Origin of the sequence: Arthrobacter sp. Alg241-R88, from assembly GCF_900537115.1 — a bacterium.
In the GTDB taxonomy this organism is placed as follows: Bacteria; Actinomycetota; Actinomycetes; order Actinomycetales; family Micrococcaceae; genus Arthrobacter.
In genome coordinates this window covers 152,016-170,191 of sequence record NZ_UNRG01000005.1, presented here as the reverse complement: position 1 = coordinate 170,191, position 18,176 = coordinate 152,016, and the positions used below count along the sequence as shown (strand labels likewise).

Annotated in this window: 17 protein-coding genes; 6 read left to right on the top strand and 11 right to left on the bottom strand. The window is 64.4% G+C overall.

The genetic code is table 11. The annotated features are described in order from the left end of the window. Window positions 1-116 precede the first annotated feature (116 nt). Together G6R19_RS13015 and G6R19_RS13010 are read right to left on the bottom strand one after the other, a co-directional pair. Window positions 117-581 carry a very short patch repair endonuclease gene (locus tag G6R19_RS13015; RefSeq protein WP_163165564.1) on the bottom strand — a complete coding sequence of 155 codons (465 nt, stop codon included), beginning with the start codon at window positions 579-581 and terminating at the stop codon, window positions 117-119. Between the two features lie 17 nt (window positions 582-598). Then, the gene (locus tag G6R19_RS13010; protein ID WP_163165562.1) at window positions 599-1,033 is read right to left on the bottom strand and encodes a pyridoxamine 5'-phosphate oxidase family protein; all 435 of its coding nucleotides are present in this window, start codon (window positions 1,031-1,033) and stop codon (window positions 599-601) included. 257 nt (window positions 1,034-1,290) lie between these two features. Here G6R19_RS13010 and G6R19_RS20450 point away from each other — a divergent pair, with 257 nt between their 5' ends. The 3 genes from G6R19_RS20450 to G6R19_RS12995 all read left to right on the top strand — a co-directional run bounded on the left by G6R19_RS20450 (window position 1,291) and on the right by G6R19_RS12995 (window position 4,067). Continuing rightward, the gene (locus tag G6R19_RS20450) at window positions 1,291-1,944 is read left to right on the top strand and encodes a DUF6318 family protein (protein ID WP_346010082.1); all 654 of its coding nucleotides are present in this window, start codon (window positions 1,291-1,293) and stop codon (window positions 1,942-1,944) included. 5 nt (window positions 1,945-1,949) lie between these two features. Further along, window positions 1,950-2,867, top strand: coding sequence for a hypothetical protein (locus G6R19_RS13005; RefSeq protein WP_240341872.1), 918 nt, complete (start codon window positions 1,950-1,952; stop codon window positions 2,865-2,867). 129 nt (window positions 2,868-2,996) lie between these two features. Further along, entirely contained in the window at window positions 2,997-4,067 is a 1,071-nt protein-coding gene (locus G6R19_RS12995; protein WP_163165560.1) for an alkene reductase, read from the top strand. A gap of 235 nt (window positions 4,068-4,302) precedes the next feature. Here G6R19_RS12995 and G6R19_RS12990 read toward each other — a convergent pair whose 3' ends face one another. Beyond that, window positions 4,303-4,599: a hypothetical protein gene (locus G6R19_RS12990; protein WP_163165558.1), complete on the bottom strand. Its 297-nt coding sequence runs from the start codon at window positions 4,597-4,599 to the stop codon at window positions 4,303-4,305. 142 nt (window positions 4,600-4,741) lie between these two features. On the opposite strand from G6R19_RS12990, the gene G6R19_RS12985 reads away from it, so the two are divergent. Then, window positions 4,742-7,243: a Tex family protein gene (locus tag G6R19_RS12985; protein WP_163165556.1), complete on the top strand. Its 2,502-nt coding sequence runs from the start codon at window positions 4,742-4,744 to the stop codon at window positions 7,241-7,243. A 208-nt stretch (window positions 7,244-7,451) separates the two neighbouring features. Further along, window positions 7,452-7,772 (top strand): hypothetical protein, encoded by a 321-nt coding sequence (locus G6R19_RS12980; protein WP_163165554.1) that lies wholly within the window; start codon window positions 7,452-7,454, stop codon window positions 7,770-7,772. A 19-nt stretch (window positions 7,773-7,791) separates the two neighbouring features. On the opposite strand, the gene G6R19_RS12975 is transcribed toward G6R19_RS12980, so the two are convergent. The 6 genes from G6R19_RS12975 to G6R19_RS12950 form a co-directional block, all read right to left on the bottom strand. Next, a complete protein-coding gene (locus tag G6R19_RS12975; RefSeq protein WP_163165772.1) occupies window positions 7,792-8,517 on the bottom strand; it encodes a DUF2071 domain-containing protein in 726 nt (241 codons plus the stop codon). A 30-nt stretch (window positions 8,518-8,547) separates the two neighbouring features. Beyond that, window positions 8,548-9,327: an isocitrate lyase/phosphoenolpyruvate mutase family protein gene (locus G6R19_RS12970; protein WP_163165553.1), complete on the bottom strand. Its 780-nt coding sequence runs from the start codon at window positions 9,325-9,327 to the stop codon at window positions 8,548-8,550. A 173-nt stretch (window positions 9,328-9,500) separates the two neighbouring features. Beyond that, on the bottom strand, window positions 9,501-11,531 hold the full coding sequence (locus G6R19_RS12965) for an HNH endonuclease signature motif containing protein (protein WP_163165551.1): 2,031 nt from the start codon (window positions 11,529-11,531) through the stop codon (window positions 9,501-9,503). Between the two features lie 85 nt (window positions 11,532-11,616). Continuing rightward, window positions 11,617-12,009, bottom strand: coding sequence for a DUF1622 domain-containing protein (locus tag G6R19_RS12960; RefSeq protein ID WP_163165549.1), 393 nt, complete (start codon window positions 12,007-12,009; stop codon window positions 11,617-11,619). An 87-nt stretch (window positions 12,010-12,096) separates the two neighbouring features. Further along, window positions 12,097-12,957: an SDR family oxidoreductase gene (locus G6R19_RS12955; RefSeq protein WP_163165547.1), complete on the bottom strand. Its 861-nt coding sequence runs from the start codon at window positions 12,955-12,957 to the stop codon at window positions 12,097-12,099. Window positions 12,958-12,960: 3 nt separating this feature from the next. After that, entirely contained in the window at window positions 12,961-13,875 is a 915-nt protein-coding gene (locus tag G6R19_RS12950) for an MSMEG_6728 family protein (RefSeq protein WP_163165545.1), read from the bottom strand. Window positions 13,876-14,031: 156 nt separating this feature from the next. Here G6R19_RS12950 and G6R19_RS12945 point away from each other — a divergent pair, with 156 nt between their 5' ends. Next, window positions 14,032-14,622, top strand: a complete 591-nt coding sequence (locus tag G6R19_RS12945) for a hypothetical protein (RefSeq protein ID WP_163165543.1) — start codon at window positions 14,032-14,034, stop codon at window positions 14,620-14,622. A gap of 146 nt (window positions 14,623-14,768) precedes the next feature. On the opposite strand, the gene G6R19_RS12940 is transcribed toward G6R19_RS12945, so the two are convergent. Together G6R19_RS12940 and uvrA are read right to left on the bottom strand one after the other, a co-directional pair. Beyond that, window positions 14,769-15,410: a transglycosylase family protein gene (locus G6R19_RS12940; RefSeq protein ID WP_163165541.1), complete on the bottom strand. Its 642-nt coding sequence runs from the start codon at window positions 15,408-15,410 to the stop codon at window positions 14,769-14,771. Between the two features lie 170 nt (window positions 15,411-15,580). Continuing rightward, window positions 15,581-18,157 carry an excinuclease ABC subunit UvrA gene (uvrA, locus tag G6R19_RS12935; RefSeq protein WP_163165539.1) on the bottom strand — a complete coding sequence of 859 codons (2,577 nt, stop codon included), beginning with the start codon at window positions 18,155-18,157 and terminating at the stop codon, window positions 15,581-15,583. Window positions 18,158-18,176 lie beyond the last annotated feature (19 nt).

The window sequence follows — 18,176 nt, the reverse complement described above, 5'->3', positions numbered from 1 at the left end:
GCGAAAGGGGATGCTGGTGCTCCGGACTCTTTGTGCTGCAGTCCTCCAAACGGGACAATGCAGTCATCCTTCCGGACCCACATCAAGGGTTGCTGTGGGAGAGGCTAAAGATTGCCTCAAGAATGCTGTCTGTTTGGGGCCCCACTGGAAGCGTGGGGTTCTTTTTCCAGAAACTGCACCAGGTGCGCCTCTAGTGCAGATCCATCCTTGAGCTCGCATTCCCACACGGTGAGCACCTCCCAGCCGGCTTCCTCCAGCAAGCGGCGCTGGCCGGCGTCGCGTTCCTTGGTACGTGAGCGCTTTGCCTCCCAAAACTCAGCGTTCGCTTTGGGGGCGTGCTGGCCCACCCGGCAGTCATGGAAATGCCAGAAGCATCCGTTGACGAAAATGACCTTGCGGCGGCCGGCGAAGACGAGATCCGGATTGCCCGGAAGCCGCGTGCCCCCGGTTCTCCCGTGCAGACGGTAGCGGTACCCCTTGGCGTGGAGGAGCCTGCGCACCAGCAGCTCGGGCTTGGTGTCCTTCCCCCGGATCCGTGACATGTTCCAGCTGCGCTGCTCCGGGCTCAGCTTATCCGCCATGCTTTCAGTCTAGATTCCTAGAAACCGCGCTCCGGCTGGTCCCCAAGCTGGAAATGGCGCCCGGTAATGGCAACGGGCTCGATCTCGACGTAGAAGTCCTTGAGCGTTGGTACCCACGACTTCAGGCCCAGTTCCTCCACCTCTGCCAGTTCGGCCGAGTTGCTCAGCACCCGGGCTCTTCCCCGAAGGACCACGGACCACGCCTCGTCCGAGAGGATGCCGTCAGCCTCGAAGAGCACCGCCGAATTGATGGTCAGCTGGGCGAGCTTGTTGCCTGGGGCAGTCCTCAGATACAGCTTGCCGCTCGAGCTGACGTAGTTGACGGGAAAGATATCCGGTTCCCCGGCAACCGAGACCACCAGCCGTCCGTGCTTGGTCCCCTCCAACAGGCGCCAGGACTGCTCGTCACTGAGTTCCAGGACCGGATTTCCATCTGTGTGCTCAAACATCATGCTGCCATTCTTCTACGTTACGTAGAAATGCGCTAGGGGCAGTTTGTTGGTGCGCCCTGCATTCTTGCTTATGCGCGATGCGGGCCGCGCGCTCTTAGTTGCCGGCCTGCTTTATTACTTTCCAATTTTCCGCCTCGGTGATAAGACCAAGGACGGGTTGCCTGTGGATAAGTTTGATCGCTGAAATGTGACCTGGGCTACCCTTAAGTCACTGTCCGGAACATGCCGTCTTGAAACTACTGGGGGATTAGCGGCCCATGACATCGCACAACGTATTCACGTCTCGCCTCATCCGCTCCGGCGGTGTAGCCATCCTCCTTGCTGCTGTGGTGATGTTGGCTGGCTGCGCAGGTGGAGCACCTGCAGATCCAGGAACGGCATCCCCGACAGCTACAGAGTCGACCTCCCCCAGTCCTTCGGCCACCCCTACGCCGACGAACAGCGCGGCCTACAAACCGGCCGACGCATCCGGCCCCGCCCGCAATGTTCCCGTCCCCGTGCTGCCCGACGTGGCGAAGACGGAGACGAAGGAAGGATTGGAAGCTTTCGTGCGGTATTGGTACGCCACGCTAAATTACGCATTTGAGACCGGTAAAACCGAGAAGCTTGTAGAAATAAGCGGACCTAGTTGTGTTTTCTGCCACGGACTACAAGATGGAGTGGCAGAAGCATGGAGCGACGGCCGCTGGGTGTCGGGAGGAAAAATCGAAACTCCCGCCATCTCAGTTAAATTCGAACCAGGAGTAGAACCACACGCCGTCGTTCAGGTGCTACAGGAAACGATTGAAATTAGAAAACCTGATGGGAGTCTTTTCCAGGCTCCTACAGCCGCCACTAATACCGGAAGTCGTGCCGCGGCTACTTTTGGCTCAACGGGTTGGACGATGACTGACCTTGGCCTGATTAGGTAAAGAGGATGAAGTCAAGCCCGCTAAAAGTCATGTGTGTGACCTGGGCGCTGCTGGTTGTCACTCCCACGCTCGCGTTCGCTGACATCTCCTTGGGCTATGAGGAGAAAGGGCTCGGAATCGGTGCAGATCAATGGGTGGTTGACGAAACCACAGGCGACCTAATCCGTGCTCAACCGGGTTCCGTGAATGCCGACCCCAACGAGTACAAGTACGAGCTTCAGTGCCACCTTGGCGGGGGCGACTTCGACACTCCCTGCCTTGCCCGGCAAATCGAATGCAAGGACGGCCCTGACGGTGAAGAGGGCATCCCTGTCACCTGGCTATCAAGGCCCCGGGGAGTTCCCGGTGCGGTCTGGGCCCACCATTCGGGCCCGACCTGCCTCTACGACGCCCGGCCCGAGGACTTGCTGCCCCGCATCGCCGCCGACATTCAGCGGCAGTTCCAAAGCTTGCCGGTGAACGCGGGAACAGTCGTGGCCCAGCCCAGCCCCCACACGCTCCGGGGCGCTGAAACCAACTTCTACGCGGAGGCCGTGGAACAGCAGTTCGATGTCACCATGTTCGGCCAGCAGGTGCACATTGTCGCGACGCCGGTTCAATACACCTGGAACTACGGCGATGGAACTGTTTTCGGTCCCCAGCCGTCGATGGGAGGCCCGCTGCCGCAGGACCGCTGGGGTGAAAAGACGAGGACAAGTCACGCCTACGGAACCACGGGTGACTTCCAGGTCGTGTTGACCACATCCTTCCAAGGAACGTACTCCGTCAATGCCGGGCCACCTCTGCCCATCCCTGGCCAGGGCCAATTCAACGCTCCGCCACAAACCATAAGTGTCTGGCGGTCGCTCACCCGCAACTATGCCGACGACTGCAATGCAAACCCCCAGGGACAGGGCTGCCCGGGAGCTGGGGCAACGCGCTAAGCAGTCGTGATGACAGCACAGGAGAGCACCCGCCGTGCAAGCGTGATGTGATTCGCGCCGCATTCGGAATAGTTGCACGCGCCTCCCAGTTGGGCCAGACAGAACGTTGAAAACTTCGAAAGGACGCGCATGCTGTTTTCCCCTCTGGCCCTTGGCGAACTCGAGCTCCCCAACCGGCTGGTGATGGCACCCCTGACCCGGCTCCGCGCCGGCGAGGAAGGCATCCCCGGCCCGCTCCTTGCTGAGCATTACCGGCAGCGTGCTTCCCTCGGCCTTATCGTCAGCGAAGGAACCTACCCCAGCCCTGCTGGTCGTTCCTACCCCGGCCAGCCCGGCATCGTCACGGAAGAGCAGGTGGCCGGATGGAAGAAGGTCACCGACGCAGTGCACGCCGAAGGCGGCCGCATGTTCGCCCAGATCATGCATGGCGGCAGGGTCTCACACCCGGACATCACGGGCGGCAACACCATCGTCGCACCCAGCGCGGTAGCCATCGAGGGCGAAGTCCGCACCCCGTCCGGCAAGCAGCCGTACCCCGTGCCGCACGCACTGACCACTGACGAACTGCCGCTGGTGATCCAGGAATTCGTCGCCGCCTCGCTGAATGCCATCGAAGCCGGTTTCGACGGCGTCGAACTTCACTCTGCTAACGGCTACCTTCTCCACGAGTTCCTGGCGCCAAACTCCAACGTCCGCACGGACAGCTACGGCGGTTCCCCGGAGAACCGGGCACGTTTCGTGATCGAGACGGTCAACGCGGTAGTGGCAGCGGTCGGAGCCAACCGGGTGGGCATCCGCATCTCCCCGGAGCACAACGTCCAGGGCATTGCCGAGACTGACGCAGCTGATGTTCGGGCCACGTACGAGGTTCTGGTGGACAGCATCGCCCCGCTGAACCTTGCTTACCTCAGCATGCTGCACCACGAACCCGGTGGAGAACTGGTCCAGGATCTTCGCACCCGCTTTGGCGGCACTTTCCTGGTCAATACCGGATTCAGCGTGGTCACCACCCGCGAGGAAGCTGTTGCCCTGGTGGCCGACGGCCATGCTGACGCCGTAGTGGTGGGCCGTCCCGCCATCGCCAATCCGGACCTGGCTCGGCGCTGGAACGAGAGCCTGCCGCTGAACGAAGCGGACCCCTCCACCTTCTACGCCGACGGGGCCGAGGGCTACACGGACTACCCGGCCTACGCCGGCTAAAAGCCCCTTCCAAACAGCAACCACGAAATAGCGACGACGGCGGCACCCGGCTTTGGGTGCCGCCGTCGTCGTTTGCTGCTCGGTGTGCTGTCCCGGCAGCGGGCGCCTCAGGTCATCCGACGGCCTTCGGCTGGTGAAGTTGGCCCACCGGGCTCCTCTGGGGTCCGGCGGTGATCAGATGCTACTCCATCAAATGGAGATTTACTAGAGTCCGTTTCGGCACCTGCCGGGCGGGCTAGAGCAGTGCCTCCCGGCCGGTTCCTTCCGTCATGACCAGCTTGCCGTCCTCGATGGATACGAGCACGCTTTTGGGCTTTCCGCTGACCTTCTTGATCGCTTTCAGGCCCCGGTTGGTAACCTCGACACCCACTTGCGCGCCCTTCGCCGGCAGCTCTACGGATACCTCGGATGCGATGCCGAGGATTGGGTTGGTGGAAACGTCCAGGTCCCGCCGCGCTTGCTTGCCGTTCACCGTCACGGTGATGTTTGCTTCCTCGAACCCCTCCTGAAACACAATAAGCAGTTCCCGCATGATGCCCTCTTCCTCGAGCGTTCGGTGCCTGTGACGGCATTTCAACTACAGCACTTTGCGGGCGGCAGCGGAATACCCTTGCCCAACGTCCTTGACTGCCACGGCAGTGGAGCCGGGCAACCGCTTAGGGCAAGATGTTCTGGTGACTCAACTGCCGCACGCCCCTTCCCCTGCTCCGTCCGCGCCCACGAAAAGGGAGGACGGAATCTACAGCCAGATCGCCACCGAACTGGGCGTCAAAGCCTGGCAGGTGAAGGCAGCAGTGGAGCTGCTCGACGGTGGGTCTACCGTCCCGTTCATCGCCCGGTACCGCAAGGAAGCCACTGGAACGCTGGACGACACTCAGCTCCGCGAGCTCGACGAACGCCTGCGCTACCTCCGTGAACTGGAGGACCGCCGTCGTACGGTTCTCGACGCTGTTGCGGCGCAGGGCCAGCTAACGCCCGAGTTGCAAAAAGCGATCCTCGCTGCTGACACAAAGTCGCGGCTTGAGGATATCTACCTGCCGTTCAAGTCAAAGCGGCGTACCAAAGCGCAGATAGCGCGCGAAGCCGGCCTGGAGCCGCTGGCTGACGCTTTGCTGAAGCGCCCCGAGCTCAGCCCGGAGCGCGAGGCTACGAAGTACCTCAACCCTGAACATGCCGTTGGTGACGCCGCCGCCGCGCTCGCGGGTGCCCGCGCCATTCTCGTTGAGCGCGTCGCCCAGGACCCCGATCTCGCTGCGACCCTGCGCGAGCGCCTCTGGACGCAGGGCCGCATGGTGTCGCGCGTCAAGAAGGGGAAGGAGGCAGAAGGCCAGAAGTTCGCTGACTACTTCGAGTTTGCCCAGGCGCCGGCCGGCATGCCGTCGCACCGCGTGCTCGCTTTGCTGCGGGGGGAGAAGGACGGCGTCCTTGAGCTCGACCTCGCCGAAGCAGACCCCACGGACGACGGCGCCCTTGCGGCCGCGCGCTCACGCTATGAGTCGGCGGTGGCCAGGTGCCTCGGGGTTGCGGACCGTGGGCGTCCCGCCGATGACTGGCTAATGGAAACGGCACAGTTGGCGTGGCGGTCCCGCGTGCTGGCCCGGCTGACGGCCGACCTCCGCGGCAAGATGTTCGCAGCCGCCGAGGATGAGGCGGTCCGTGTTTTCGCTGCGAATCTTCGCGACGTGCTGCTGGCCGCCCCTGCCGGGAACAAGGCCACGCTGGGCCTGGACCCCGGACTTCGAACCGGCGTGAAGGTAGCTGTAGTGGATGGCACCGGCAAGGTGGTGGCCACGGACACGGTGTACCCGCATGCCCCGGCCCGCAAGTGGGACGAAGCGCTGGCCACCCTGGTACGGCTGGCGCGGCAGCACTCCGTCGAGCTCGTGGCCATTGGCAACGGAACAGCATCCCGCGAAACTGACAAGCTCGCCGCCGAGCTGATCAAACGGCTGCCGGACGTGGAACGGAAACCGCAAAAGCTGGTGGTGTCAGAAGCCGGGGCATCCGTCTACTCTGCTTCCGCTCTGGCTGCAGCCGAACTGCCCGGTATGGATGTGTCCCTCCGCGGGGCTGTTTCCATCGCCCGCAGGCTGCAGGACCCGCTTGCGGAGCTAGTGAAGATCGATCCGAAGTCCATCGGTGTGGGCCAGTATCAGCACGATGTGACGGCGTCGAAACTCGACCGCAGCCTGGACGCCGTGGTGGAGGACTGCGTTAACGCCGTGGGTGTGGACGTCAACACTGCTTCGCCCGCGCTGCTCAGCCGGGTGGCCGGCGTCGGGCCTCTGCTCAGCGAAAACATTGTGGCGTACCGCAACGAGCACGGGCCCTTTGCCAAGCGCGCGGACCTCAAGAAGGTGCCGCGGCTCGGTGCCAAGGCGTTCGAACAGTGCGCGGGCTTCCTCCGCATCACCGGGGGAGCGGAACCCCTGGACGCCTCGAGCGTGCACCCGGAATCCTACGCCGTGGCACGCAAGATCCTCGTTGCCGCTGGTTCTGCGCCTGCTTCCTCGCTTGACCCCCGTGACTTTGTGGATGACACCTTCGGGCTGCCCACGGTGCAGGACATCCTGGTGGAGCTGGACAAACCGGGCCGGGACCCACGCCCCGCCTTCGCTGCTGCCACCTTCTCGGAGGGCATCGAGAAGATTTCCGACCTCAAGCCGGGGATGGTCCTCGAGGGGACCGTGACCAACGTCGCGGCGTTCGGCGCATTCGTGGATGTAGGCGTACACCAGGACGGACTGGTCCATGTCTCTGCCCTGGCCAACCGCTTTGTTTCCGATCCGCGCGAGGTGGTGAAGTCAGGGCAGGTAGTCCGGGTGAAGGTCCTGGAGGCGGACCCCGAGCGGAAGCGGATCTCGTTGACGCTGCGGCTCGACGACGAGCCCTCCTCCGGCGGTGCAGGTTCAGGTGCCGCATCGGCAGGGAAATCCGGCGGTCGGCCACAGAACCAAGAGCGGGGCAGGAACCAAGGTGGCGGGCGCGGCGGAAGCCCCAGTACCGGACGAGGTGGCCCCCAAGTTCCGGAGCGTGGCGGGAAGCAGGAACAGGGGCGATCGGGTGGAAAGCCGACGCGCAACGCGCCAACGCCGGGCCGCACCTCTGCTCCTCAGGCCGCCCCGGTGAACACAGCCATGGCGGAGGCGCTGCGGAAGGCGGGCCTGGGTAAGTAGCCCAGTCGGCTGGCTCGATGTCGTAGGTGCGGCTGCGGCGGCGGTATGGCCCACGCCAACGACAGCACAACGCTGGCTGCTACGACGCCGAACCATAGCCACATGGTCATGGCGCAAGTATAGGAGGGGGCCCTTGACGTGGGGATACGTCATGCCCAGACCTTTGGCCACACTTTCGATGGCGATGGGTTTCTGCAAAAGTGGATTCATGACCTATTTCCTGGAGTACACCATCCCTGCCGCCGCCAACGATGCCGAGTTTGAGTTTCCGCATGACGAGATCCATTCCGGTACTACCATCCCGCTGACCCAGACAGATGCCGATGTGGTGCATACCCCCGAACTCCCGGCGCGCACGGGCATCATTGGCGCTACCGTTCCCGAGGCAAAACTGGAAGCGGAGCAGCTGATCACCCACAGCCGTGCCTCTGAAGCGTCCCTGTACTTCGACCCGTCCAACTCCCTCAACGCTGGAGTCGGAACCCTCGTTGCCACTTTCAACGAGGGCAGCGGCTGGCAGGACGCTTAGGACATCGCTTCAGGTCCAGTTAGTGCCCGAGGAAACGGGGCCGGCCAAATTGGGTCCGGACACCGGGGGAGTACAACACGGACTCAGGCGGGCCATCCACTGTGATCCCCGCGGCTCCCACCAATTCATCGTCCAGCGTGAGCAGGTCTGCAGCGTAAAGGGGCCAGGGTTGGTGTGTGTTGGGGATGTAGATTGTTTGGCCCCTGAAGACGCTGTGCAGCCCGAATCGGGCAGTCAGATGCGTTGACAGGGGATCCTCAACCGGCGTGCCATGATCCGCAGCAGCACGAAAGGTGCTGTGGGCGCCCCGCCGGAACCTGCGGACGGAGTAGCTGGTGACCGGGGTCCGGACTGAGGGCGGCTCGTAACCCGTCCGCGACCATACGTAAGGGATGCCAGCCGCCCGGGCGGCCAGGACCACGGGCAGCCGGTTTGAATCCAGGCTCAGAAATACGACACCACGGATTCCGTCAGGTTCCCTGGAGTAAAGGCGGACGTTGACCTCATTGAAGCTGCCCAGGTACGGAATGCCTGGTCCGCGTCCAATCCCTGCCTCCTTCATGCGGAAGCCGATGAGGCCAACCCATGAGCTTCCGTCGAAGGTGTCTGGCAGCACGCCCCGGGGCATAAAGCGGACAGCAACAGATTCCGGAATGCGCCAATGGAGAAAAACGGCGTCCATCCAGCGCTGATCCATGATGACAGGAAGAGGCAGTTCCTCTGGCAGTGGCCACCGTGCCGCCATGTCCTGGTGCTGATTCACCGCCCGCTCCTGCTAATTCAGGGCGCGGGTACCGGCGGGAAGCTCCCCGCCGCCTAGAAGGGTGGCCGCGGCGTCCGCCAGTGCTGTCAGCGCAATCCTTTGCGTCCATGGGCCATAAGAAATTCGTGCGACTCCCAGTTCCTGCAGTCTGGCCGGAGGCAGGGAGCCCGGGACGTTGATGACGGAAACCTTGTTCCAGCCGATTCCGTCCACCAGCGCAACCACCGAGGGTTCATCGAGCAGGCCGGGCACAAAGACGGTGGTGGCACCAACATCCAGGAATGCCCTGCCGCGTTCGATGGCGTCGACCAGAACGTGGGCGGGATCGCGGTCTTTGCCTTTAAGGAAGGCATCCGTCCGGGCGTTCAGCACGAAGTCGATTCCTTCGGACGCTCCAGCCTTAATTACAGCTGACATCTGTTCCACCGCATCTTTCAGCGGGCGCATCTGGTCTTCGACGTTCCCACCGACAATGCCAACGCCGATAGCCTTGCGCGTTGTTTCGCCCGGGTCCCCGTAGCCGGATTCCAGGTCGGCGCTCACCGGTAAGTGTGTAGCCGCGGCGATGCGGCCCACCGCTTCTATCATTTCGTTCACTGGGATGTTCTCGCCGTCCGGGTAGCCCAGCGAGGCTGCAATGGAATGGCTTGCCGTAGCCAGAGCCACGGTGCCCGGGACGTCGGTGATAACTCTCGCTGTGATGGCATCCCAGACATTGATCACCTGGAGGATCTCATCTGATTGGTGAAGTCGGAGAAGCTCAGCGGCCTTGGCATTGATGGTTTCCGTCATGCTGTGAAGCCTAATGGAGCCCGGCGGTAACAGCAGGCCACTGCGCCGAAGGACGGTTGTTGAGGGCAAGTGTTGACCAGCGCCTCTCTAGTGTCCGCCCTTTCTCGTGTTACCCCCATTTCGCCTTAACCCATTTCGCGTTAACCCATTTCGCGTTAACCCATTTCGCGCTTTCATTCCCAGGGTGTTGGTGGGGGTGGTGGTTTGAAGTAGGTGTTTTGTTGGGGTTTTTGGTGTGGGTCGAGGTGTTTTGGGGGTGTGTACCAGGGGGTGTTGTTGATGATGGTGATGGTCCATTGTTCTTTGTGGATCAGGTGGTGGTGGCCKGAGCAGAGGAGCGCGCCGTTGTCSGTGYTGGTGGGGCCGCCGCGGGACCAGTAGGTGATGTGGTGGGCTTCGCACCAGGGGGCGGGGACGGTGCAGTTGGGGAAGGTGCAGCCTTGGTCGCGGGYGTTGAGGGCTTGGCGTTGGGCGGGGGTRAAGAGCCGGGTTTTGCGGCCGAGGTCCAGGATTTCGCCGTGGGTGCCGAGGAGGGCGGGGATGATGTCGGCGTCGCAGGCGATTTTGCGGATTGTGGCGGCGGCGACGGGGCCGGTGAAGGCGAAGTTCCCGGTGCCGGTGGCCGTACCACTGGGGCGTGTGTGGTGGGGGAGGAGGTCCTGGTAGTTGATGGTGGCGATGATCTGGGGGCGGTTGCCACCGGTGGCGGGCAGGGTGTTGGTAGCCAGGGCGGTTTTGACGGCGCCGACGATTCCCTCGAGCTGTTTCTGCGGCCGGGTGCGCCGGTCCAGGTCCACGTCGCCGTCCCGCCAGGGATCAGTACCAGTACCAGCACCAGCGGCACCGGTGCCGGCACCCGTACCAGCGCCAGGGGCGGTGGTGCCTGCACTGGCGGTGCGGGGGTTGGTGGCGGTGTTCATGACGGTGAGGATGTGTTCGTACTGGTCGGTGGTGGCGAAGATTTCGATGTGGTGCAGGCCGTGGCGGGGTTTGCGGATGAAGGCGCCTTGGGTGTGGCGGAGGGCTTCTTCGCTGGGTTCGGTGCCGTCGGCGTCGATGGTGTCGGCCCAGCGGCGGGCGACGCGGGCGAGGAAGTCCGGGTCGGCGGTGGCGGCTGTGGTGGTGAGGTTTTCCTCGATCAGTTCCAGCCGTTCGGGTGTGACGAGGTGGCCGAGCCTGTTCAGGGTCAGGGCGATGATGGTCCCGGCCCGTGAGGAGACCACCGGGCTGGCGGCGCTGCAGGCAGCTGGTGTTTCCTCGCCCCCGTCCCTGGCGGTGTTCTCAGTGTCGGTTGTGTCCTGGAGGTTGCCGGCGGCTGGGGCTGCGGGTGTGGGTGTGAGGGCGGCGGCGAGGTGTTCGCGGGTGGCTGGGATGGTGTCGCCGGTGAGGGTAGTTGCGGGCAGGATGTCCGCTGCGAGGGCGAGCCGGCGGTGGGCTTCGCTCTTGCCGATCCGCAGCCGCTGCCGCAGGAACTCTGCGGTGTTCGCGCACCCGTCATCGGCCGGCGAGGTGACTACCCGGCTGGAACCTGCTGTTTCGTTCAGGGTTTCCACGCCGTTGTCCCAGCCGGTGACCCAGCCCTTGCCTGTCCGGGAGCGGCTGGCCCTGGCGGCGTCCGCCGCGGAAATGGCTTGCGTGCGGGTGCGGTCCACCGTCCCGGCGGCCAGGACCTGCAGGTACTCCACGGACCGGGAGAGGTCCTCGACCTTCCCGGCATAATGGGCGGCCTCGACGTAGTCAGCGGCCGCGAGAATCCTGGGGGCAGCAGCCGCGGCAGCAGCCAGGAGTCTGCCGATCTCGCTCAGGCTCAGGGGCTGATCAGCACTGGACGGGTTGTCCGGCGGGAGGGGTGCCGCAGCAAAGGGCTGAGCAGCACTGGACGGGTTGCCAGGCGGGAGGGGCGCCGTAACAAGCGGCTGATCTGAACTGGAAGGGCTGTCCGACGGGAGGGGCGCCCCAGCAAGCGGCTGATCCGGACTGGAAGGGCTGTCCGGCGGGAGGATCTCCGATGCATGCCCCGCCGCAGGAAGGGGCTCAGCCGCGTCGGCCTCGACCGGGCCGGGAACGGCACGCAGCGGGCCGGCAAAACCCAAGTCCGGGTCGCCGTCGAACGCCTTAGAACCACGGGAGGAGACGCTGCCAGCCCGCGTCAGTACGGCGGTAGAACCACCGTACTCCGCAAGCTGATCCCCACTGGCTTCCATAGGACAACTCTGCCAAAGACCACTGACAGAAGCGCCTCCAGGAGCGGCTATGTGGAAAACCTACATTGAGGCCGCGGTGAAGAAATCAGCGCCCCGGGGCTTCCGCGGAATCCGAGGCGCGTGGCTCCTTTTGCCACGGCCACCGGCCCGTAATTTCCAGCTCCAACGAGAAGCTGAGGAAGGTCCGGATCAGCACGATGATGGCCAGAACCCCGACGCTTTCGAACGTCGGAGTGACAGCCACGGTGCGAATGATGTCGGCGGCGACCAGGAGTTCGAGGCCCAGCAGGATGGACCTGCCTAGCAGCTGTCGGTAGAGGCGGTAAACGCTGAGGTTTTCAGCCCCAGCGGGCAGGTTACGAGGCTGGTGCCCGCGGAGTGCCAGAGGAATGGAAACCAGGGCACCGATGACCATAACAGCCACCCCGGCAAAGTCGACGAACTCTCCGACTGTCTCAATGATGTGCCGAAGATCCAAAGCTGCCTTCCTCACGCGCGTCGGGTCAAAGTTGCTGCCGTCCAGGGGACAGCCTAAGCGCTGGCAGGCCGGGGGAGGGGCTTTGAGCTATGGGTGCCGGACCCCGTTGCCGGCGAGAATGTCCCGATAGCCCTCGCGGAACGACGGAAAGACGAACTCGAAACCAGTGCTGTGAAGGAGAGCGTTGCGGCAGCGCTTGTTGCCCCCGCGGGCCGGGCCCGCAATCCCAACGGGAGGCTCAACCAAACCCATCTCTGCGGCAAGAAAGCGGAGTACGGCGCCGAGATCGGCGGGGTCGTCGTCCACGCCGATGTAAACGGGTTCCGGCGCTGTAGGCAGAGTGGCCAGATGGACGATGGCAGCAGCAGCGTCGTCGCGATGGATGCGGTTTGTGTAGCGGAGGTCTTCCGGGATGATTGCTGAACCGCTGCGGACCTGGTCGATCAACCGAGTCCTGCCGGGGCCGTAGATGCCACCCAGGCGGAGCGCGACCGCCTCGGTTCCTGTCCCAGCAAACCTGGCCTGCAGGAGTTCCTCGGCCTCCAGAAGGACCCGCCCGGAGAAGCCGCCGGGAACCGCCGTCGTGCCCTCATCAACCCAGCCACCGCCCGCGTCGCCATAAACAGCGGTAGAGGAGACGAAGAGCACCCGCTCCGGCGTCACGCCGTCGCGCTCCAACGCATCAAGGACGTTGGCGACGCCCTGCACGTACGCGGACCGGTAGGCCTCCTGCGTTGGTGAGTCGGCAGCTACGGCTATCACGACGGCGGTGGTGTCGGCCGGGACCGGCGGCAGGTCGGCTGCGCTCAGGTCAGCCGCCGCACCTTCGATCGCCGCCGGCAGTTTCTGGGGCGAGCGGCGCCAGCCAACCACACGGTGTCCTTGGGCCGCGAACCGCAGTCCTGCTTCCGTTCCGAGATCGCCGCAGCCGGCCAGGAGGATTGTCATGCTTTACGGTGCCTCCACCGGGAAGAACACGCGCGGGTCCTGCAGGAGTGCCGGATAGGCGAAAGCGGACCGGTCAATGATCTCCGTGACAGTGAAGTTCCGCCCGAACCTACCGTCGTCGAGCGTGATGGGCCGGCCCACCACCTGTCCCACGGCAAACTTGGCACCGTGTTCGAAGGGGACGGCCACGGGCGTCTTCCCGGGCAGCGTGGAGAAGGCCTCCTCCTGCGCCAGGCGCTTGCGGGTGGGCTTCTTCACCAGTTGCTTCGGCGGGGCCTTCCGGGGCTGCTTCGACGGGCGGCGGGATCCGTCCTCGATGTACACCGGGGTGTAATCGTCATCGGAGTCAGCAGCCACGGCAGCGGTAAACCCATGCACGGGCGGCAGGGCCACGGTGTTCAACGTGTGGGGATCGACGTCGGCATGCGGCGAACGGAGGATCCAGAGAATGTCACCCTCGGGTTCATGAGGCAGGAACTCGTGCTTGGGTTCAGGCCAGAGGTAGTCCATGTCCGGTACCGCATCGGTAAAGACGGAGCTGTAGAACTTGGGTTCCTTGCGCACCAGCTTGGAGCGGTGGCTGAGGTGGAAGTCCGGATCTCCAAGCCACGGCGGCATAGGAATCTTCGAGGCGTAGTCCGGGTGGGCGGCCTGCGGGGCGAACTCGATAATGTTCTCGCGGGTCTTGTCGGGGTGCCCGCGCTTGGTCCACTCGTCCACCATCGCCAGCCCGTACATGGTCAGTGCGGGCACGTAGCCCATCCACATCCGGATCGCCGGGTGGGTCTGCCAGCCGTATCCGGGAATCACCAGGGACCGGAGCGTCTGCAGCGCCTCGACGCGCTGCTTGCCGAGCCGGGCAGTGTCCAAGGCGGCGGCGCTCTGCTGGAAATCGGGGTACGGGAGGAAAGTTTGCATCCCTTCAGTCTGACGGCAGCGGGCCAATGTGCCAATTGCAGTGCCCGGCGCCACAGACCCGGCACTAAAGTGTTCACATCGTGGACCTATACATACACCGGATGCACGGAACCACTAAGATCACCGCAACCACCCCAGCCTTTTGGAAGCCTTCTCATGACATCTTCAGTTGAAAAAACCACCGGAAACGCCCACTCCTTCGTGCCCCGCTACGGGCAGATGCTGAGTCCGGAACTAAAGGGCATCCTGGTCCTCGATGAATTTACCCTTGACCCTGAGGCCGCGCGCAAGGAGCAGCACGGCTTCCGCGCCGGCATGGCCGCCGTCGCCACCACCATGCGCCGCATCGCAGCCGCGCGCGTTGTCATCGCGATCGTTGCCATTGCCAATCTGCCGATCTTCCTGCTCTCCAGCGGATGGTGGATTTATGCCGTCTCGCTCACCCTCGTCGTCGGCGTTCACGCCGCAGTCACCTGGCTGAACCGCCACGAGCCCCGGCTCAAGCAGCAGTCGGCGCTGGAGCTGCACCTGCACCGCGAACGCAGCGCAAACTACCGCAAGGTCCGCGACGCCGTGAAGTACATGATCGACACCCCCAGCCGCATGAATGAGCACCTCTACCTGGAGCTCCTGGCCGCCAAGCGCGTCGCCCTCAATCTGGCCCACGGCACCGTTGCCCTCCTGGACACCACCGACGACTCTGCCTGGAAGGTCCGGATCGTCCGCGAACTGCCCGTGGTCAGTTAAGGCTTCCGGCTACACCACTCAAAAAGTACGACGCCGGCCCGCCCCTTGTGGGGGCGTGCCGGCGTCGTTCTTTGGTCAACGGAATTTGTCTATCGCCGACCGATTAGGGAGCCCGGTGCGGGACCCGGGCACTAACGTGCCGTCGCTTACGCGGGAAGCTGGATGACCTGTCCCTCGAAGACGAGGTTCGGGTCAGAGATGGTGTCCAGGTTCGCGTCGGCAAGGTGCTGCCAGCCGCCCTGAATGCCCAGCTTCTGGGCCACAATGCTCAGGGTGTCGCCGGCCTGCAGCGTGTAAGTCTCGCCGCTCAGGGCAACAGCCGTGACGTGCTTGGCAGCGGGTGCCTGGACAGCCGGCGCCGAGGTGACGGGCGCGGCCTGGACGGGAGCTTGGACCGGCGCGCTCTGGACGGGAACGCTCTGCGGCGCAACGCCGGTGGCGCCTCCGCTCAGGCCGAGCTGCGCAGCGCAGGACGGCCAGGCGCCCCAACCCTGCGACGCCTGGACCTGCTCGGCCACGGCGATCTGCTGTTCGCGGCTGGCGTCAGCGGCTGATCCCGTGCCGCCGTATGCTGCCCAGGTACTCGGGCTGAACTGCAGGCCACCGCTGTAGCCGTTGCCTGTGTTGATGGCCCAGTTGCCGCCGCTCTCGCACTGGGCGAGGGCATCCCAGGTTGACGTGCTGGTGGCGGCGTTGGCCCCGGTAGCGGAAAGCGCAATACCTGCAGCCGAAATGGCAGCCACGGTTGCTCCGCGGCGCGCGGCAGTACGGAAAGTGGTGTTTTTCATGATGGTGATGCTCCTGAAGGCCACCTGCGCTGGTTCCGTCCCCGGAGATCATCGCGCCACTGCCCACCCCTGACAAATAGAGGTCAAGTTCGGTGGCTGCCAGCTGGGCAGTTCTGGTGGAGGCAGCACCGGGCATTCATGCGCCCACACTCGTGGGCTTGCACTTCACGCTAGGACATCAACCGGCCGTTATCAAATCGAGATTTTTCTGGACGTTGGCTGGTGCTTTCCTGACCGAGGGCCGCGGCCAGATACGGGGCTGTGCGGCTTTTTTGAGACTGCGCGACGACGGCGGGTGTTCCGGTTGCCATGACCTGCCCGCCTTTGTCCCCGCCCGAAGGCCCCAGATCGATTACCCAGTCCGCACCGGCCACCACTGCCATTTCGTGCTCAACAACCACCACCGAGTTTCCGGCGTCTACGAGTCCGTGGAGCTGAACCATCAGCAATTCCACGTCGGCGGGGTGCAGGCCGGTGGTGGGCTCATCCAGGAGGTACAGGGTGTGCCCCCGCTGCGCCCGCTGAAGTTCAGTGGCCAGTTTGATGCGCTGCGCCTCTCCGCCGGAGAGCTCCGTCGCCGGCTGCCCGAGCCGGAGATAGCCGAGCCCCACGTCCTGCAGGCTCTTCAAACTCCGCGCGGCCGCAGGGACGTGGGCCAGGAACTCCGCGGCGAGGTCCACCGTCATGGCCAGCACGTCCGCCACGTTCTTGCCCCGGTACTCCACCTCGAGCGTTTCCGGGTTGTAGCGGGAACCGGCACATTCGGGGCATGGGCCGTAACTGCCTGGAAGGAAGAGCAGCTCCACTGCGACGAAGCCCTCGCCCTGGCAGGTCTCACAGCGCCCGCCGGCCACGTTGAATGAAAACCTGCCCGCGCTGAAACCGCGGAGCTTAGCCTGTTCGGTGGCAGCAAATTCTTTGCGGACAGCGTCAAAAAGTCCCGTGTAGGTAGCCAGGTTGGAGCGCGGCGTCCGCCCGATGGGTTTCTGGTCCACGGTCACCAGGCGGTCGATGTGGTCGCTTCCCATGACGCCACCCAGCGCCAGGGGCTCCGGGGACTCCTCGAGCTCAACAGACGATTTGACGCCGGCACCAACCACCTCGCCAAGCACCCGGCTGACAAGGGTGGACTTTCCCGAGCCTGAAACTCCGGTCACGGCAGTCAGGACACCGAGGGGAAAACGGGCATTCAGTCCCCGCAGGTTGTGCCGGCTGACGTCCGTCAGCTGAAGCCATCCAGCCGGTTCCCGTGTCTGGTCCTTGCGAACAGTGCCGGGCACTTGCGGCATGGCTTCGCCAAACAAGAATGGCCTGGTGACGGAGGCCTCGATGCTGGCCAGCCCGTCCACAGGCCCGCTGTAGAGCACCTCGCCGCCGCCTTCACCGGCCCGCGGGCCCACGTCCACCAGCCAGTCGGCCCGGCGGACCACGTCCATGTTGTGCTCCACCACGAACACCGAGTTGCCGGATGCCTTCAGTTGCTCCAGGACGTCCAGGAGGGGTTCGGCGTCGGCCGGATGGAGTCCAGCGGATGGTTCATCCAGCACGTAGATGACACCGAAGAGGCCGGAGCGCAATTGGGTGGCGATGCGCAGCCGCTGCATCTCACCCGGTGACAGGGTGGGCGTGGGCCGGCCCAGAGCGAGGTAGCCGAGCCCGAGGTCCAGCAGGACGGTGATGCGCTGGAGCAGGTCCCGGGTAATCGCTACCGCGACCTCGTTCGACTCACCGGAAACGTGCGTGCGTGAGGCCGTGCCGGCGTCGTGCAACTCCGACGTGGGGCGGACGATCTCCGCAAGGTCCGCCATGGGGAGGCGGTTGAGTTCCGCAATTGTCCTGCCGGCAAACGTCACAGCCAAGGCCTCCGGTGTCAGCCCCGTGCCTGAACAGAGCGGGCACGGCCCGGACTCCATAAACGCCAGCACCCGCTCCCGCATGGCGGCGCTCTGCGAATCGGCCAGCGTATGGAGGACGTAGCTCCTGGCACTCCAGAAGCGCCCCTTGTACGGTTTGGCCACGCGGTCGCGCTGGGGAGTCACCTCCACCACGGGCTGTTCCTCGGTGAAAAGGATCCAGTCGCGGTGTTTCTTCGGCAGCTTGCGCCACGGGACGTCGACGTCGTAACCCAGGTGCGCCAGGATGTCCCGCAGGTTCTTTCCCTGCCACGCGCCAGGCCAGGCAGCGATGGCGCCATCACGGATGCTCAATGACGGGTCCGGGACCAGCGAGGATTCAGTGACGGTGTGGGCTATCCCCAGGCCGTGGCATTCCCGGCACGCCCCGGCGGCTGTGTTGGGAGAGAAAGCGTCCGAGTCCAGCTGCGTGCTGCCGGCCGGGTACGTGCCCGCGCGGGAAAAGAGCATCCGCAGGGAGTTGGAGAGCGTCGTGACCGTACCCACCGTGGACCGGCTGCTGGGTGCGCCGCGGCGCTGTTGAAGCGCGACGGCGGGCGGCAGTCCGCTGATCAGCTCCACTTTGGGATTGTGCCCCTGCTGGATGAGGCGGCGGGCGTACGGCGCAACGGACTCGAAGTAGCGGCGCTGGGCCTCTGCGTAAATCGTGCCGAAAGCAAGCGATGACTTCCCGGAGCCGGATACCCCGGTGAACGCCACGATTGCATCGCGGGGAACATCAACGTCCACGTTGCGGAGATTGTTCTCGCGGGCTCCGCGCACCCGGACAAAGCCGTCGGTTGCGTGGGCGGGAGGCGGATACTGCAGGTCATCAGCGTGCTGGGTGTTCTGCATTGATTCGACTCTAGTGGCG

Excerpts from the sequence above, each read along its gene's own strand:
- G6R19_RS12980 (WP_163165554.1), top strand. The coding sequence starts at position 7,452 with ATGACCTATTTCCTGGAGTACACCATCCCTGCCGCCGCCAACGATGCC.
- G6R19_RS12955 (WP_163165547.1), bottom strand. The coding sequence starts at position 12,957 with ATGACAATCCTCCTGGCCGGCTGCGGCGATCTCGGAACGGAAGCAGGA.
- G6R19_RS13015 (WP_163165564.1), bottom strand. The coding sequence starts at position 581 with ATGGCGGATAAGCTGAGCCCGGAGCAGCGCAGCTGGAACATGTCACGG.
- G6R19_RS12970 (WP_163165553.1), bottom strand. The coding sequence starts at position 9,327 with ATGACGGAAACCATCAATGCCAAGGCCGCTGAGCTTCTCCGACTTCAC.
- G6R19_RS12990 (WP_163165558.1), bottom strand. The coding sequence starts at position 4,599 with ATGCGGGAACTGCTTATTGTGTTTCAGGAGGGGTTCGAGGAAGCAAAC.
- G6R19_RS12950 (WP_163165545.1), bottom strand. The coding sequence starts at position 13,875 with ATGCAAACTTTCCTCCCGTACCCCGATTTCCAGCAGAGCGCCGCCGCC.
- G6R19_RS13005 (WP_240341872.1), top strand. The coding sequence starts at position 1,950 with ATGAAGTCAAGCCCGCTAAAAGTCATGTGTGTGACCTGGGCGCTGCTG.
- G6R19_RS12945 (WP_163165543.1), top strand. The coding sequence starts at position 14,032 with ATGACATCTTCAGTTGAAAAAACCACCGGAAACGCCCACTCCTTCGTG.
- G6R19_RS20450 (WP_346010082.1), top strand. The coding sequence starts at position 1,291 with ATGACATCGCACAACGTATTCACGTCTCGCCTCATCCGCTCCGGCGGT.
- G6R19_RS12975 (WP_163165772.1), bottom strand. The coding sequence starts at position 8,517 with ATGGCGGCACGGTGGCCACTGCCAGAGGAACTGCCTCTTCCTGTCATC.
- G6R19_RS12995 (WP_163165560.1), top strand. The coding sequence starts at position 2,997 with ATGCTGTTTTCCCCTCTGGCCCTTGGCGAACTCGAGCTCCCCAACCGG.
- G6R19_RS12940 (WP_163165541.1), bottom strand. The coding sequence starts at position 15,410 with ATGAAAAACACCACTTTCCGTACTGCCGCGCGCCGCGGAGCAACCGTG.
- uvrA (WP_163165539.1), bottom strand. The coding sequence starts at position 18,157 with ATGCAGAACACCCAGCACGCTGATGACCTGCAGTATCCGCCTCCCGCC.
- G6R19_RS13010 (WP_163165562.1), bottom strand. The coding sequence starts at position 1,033 with ATGATGTTTGAGCACACAGATGGAAATCCGGTCCTGGAACTCAGTGAC.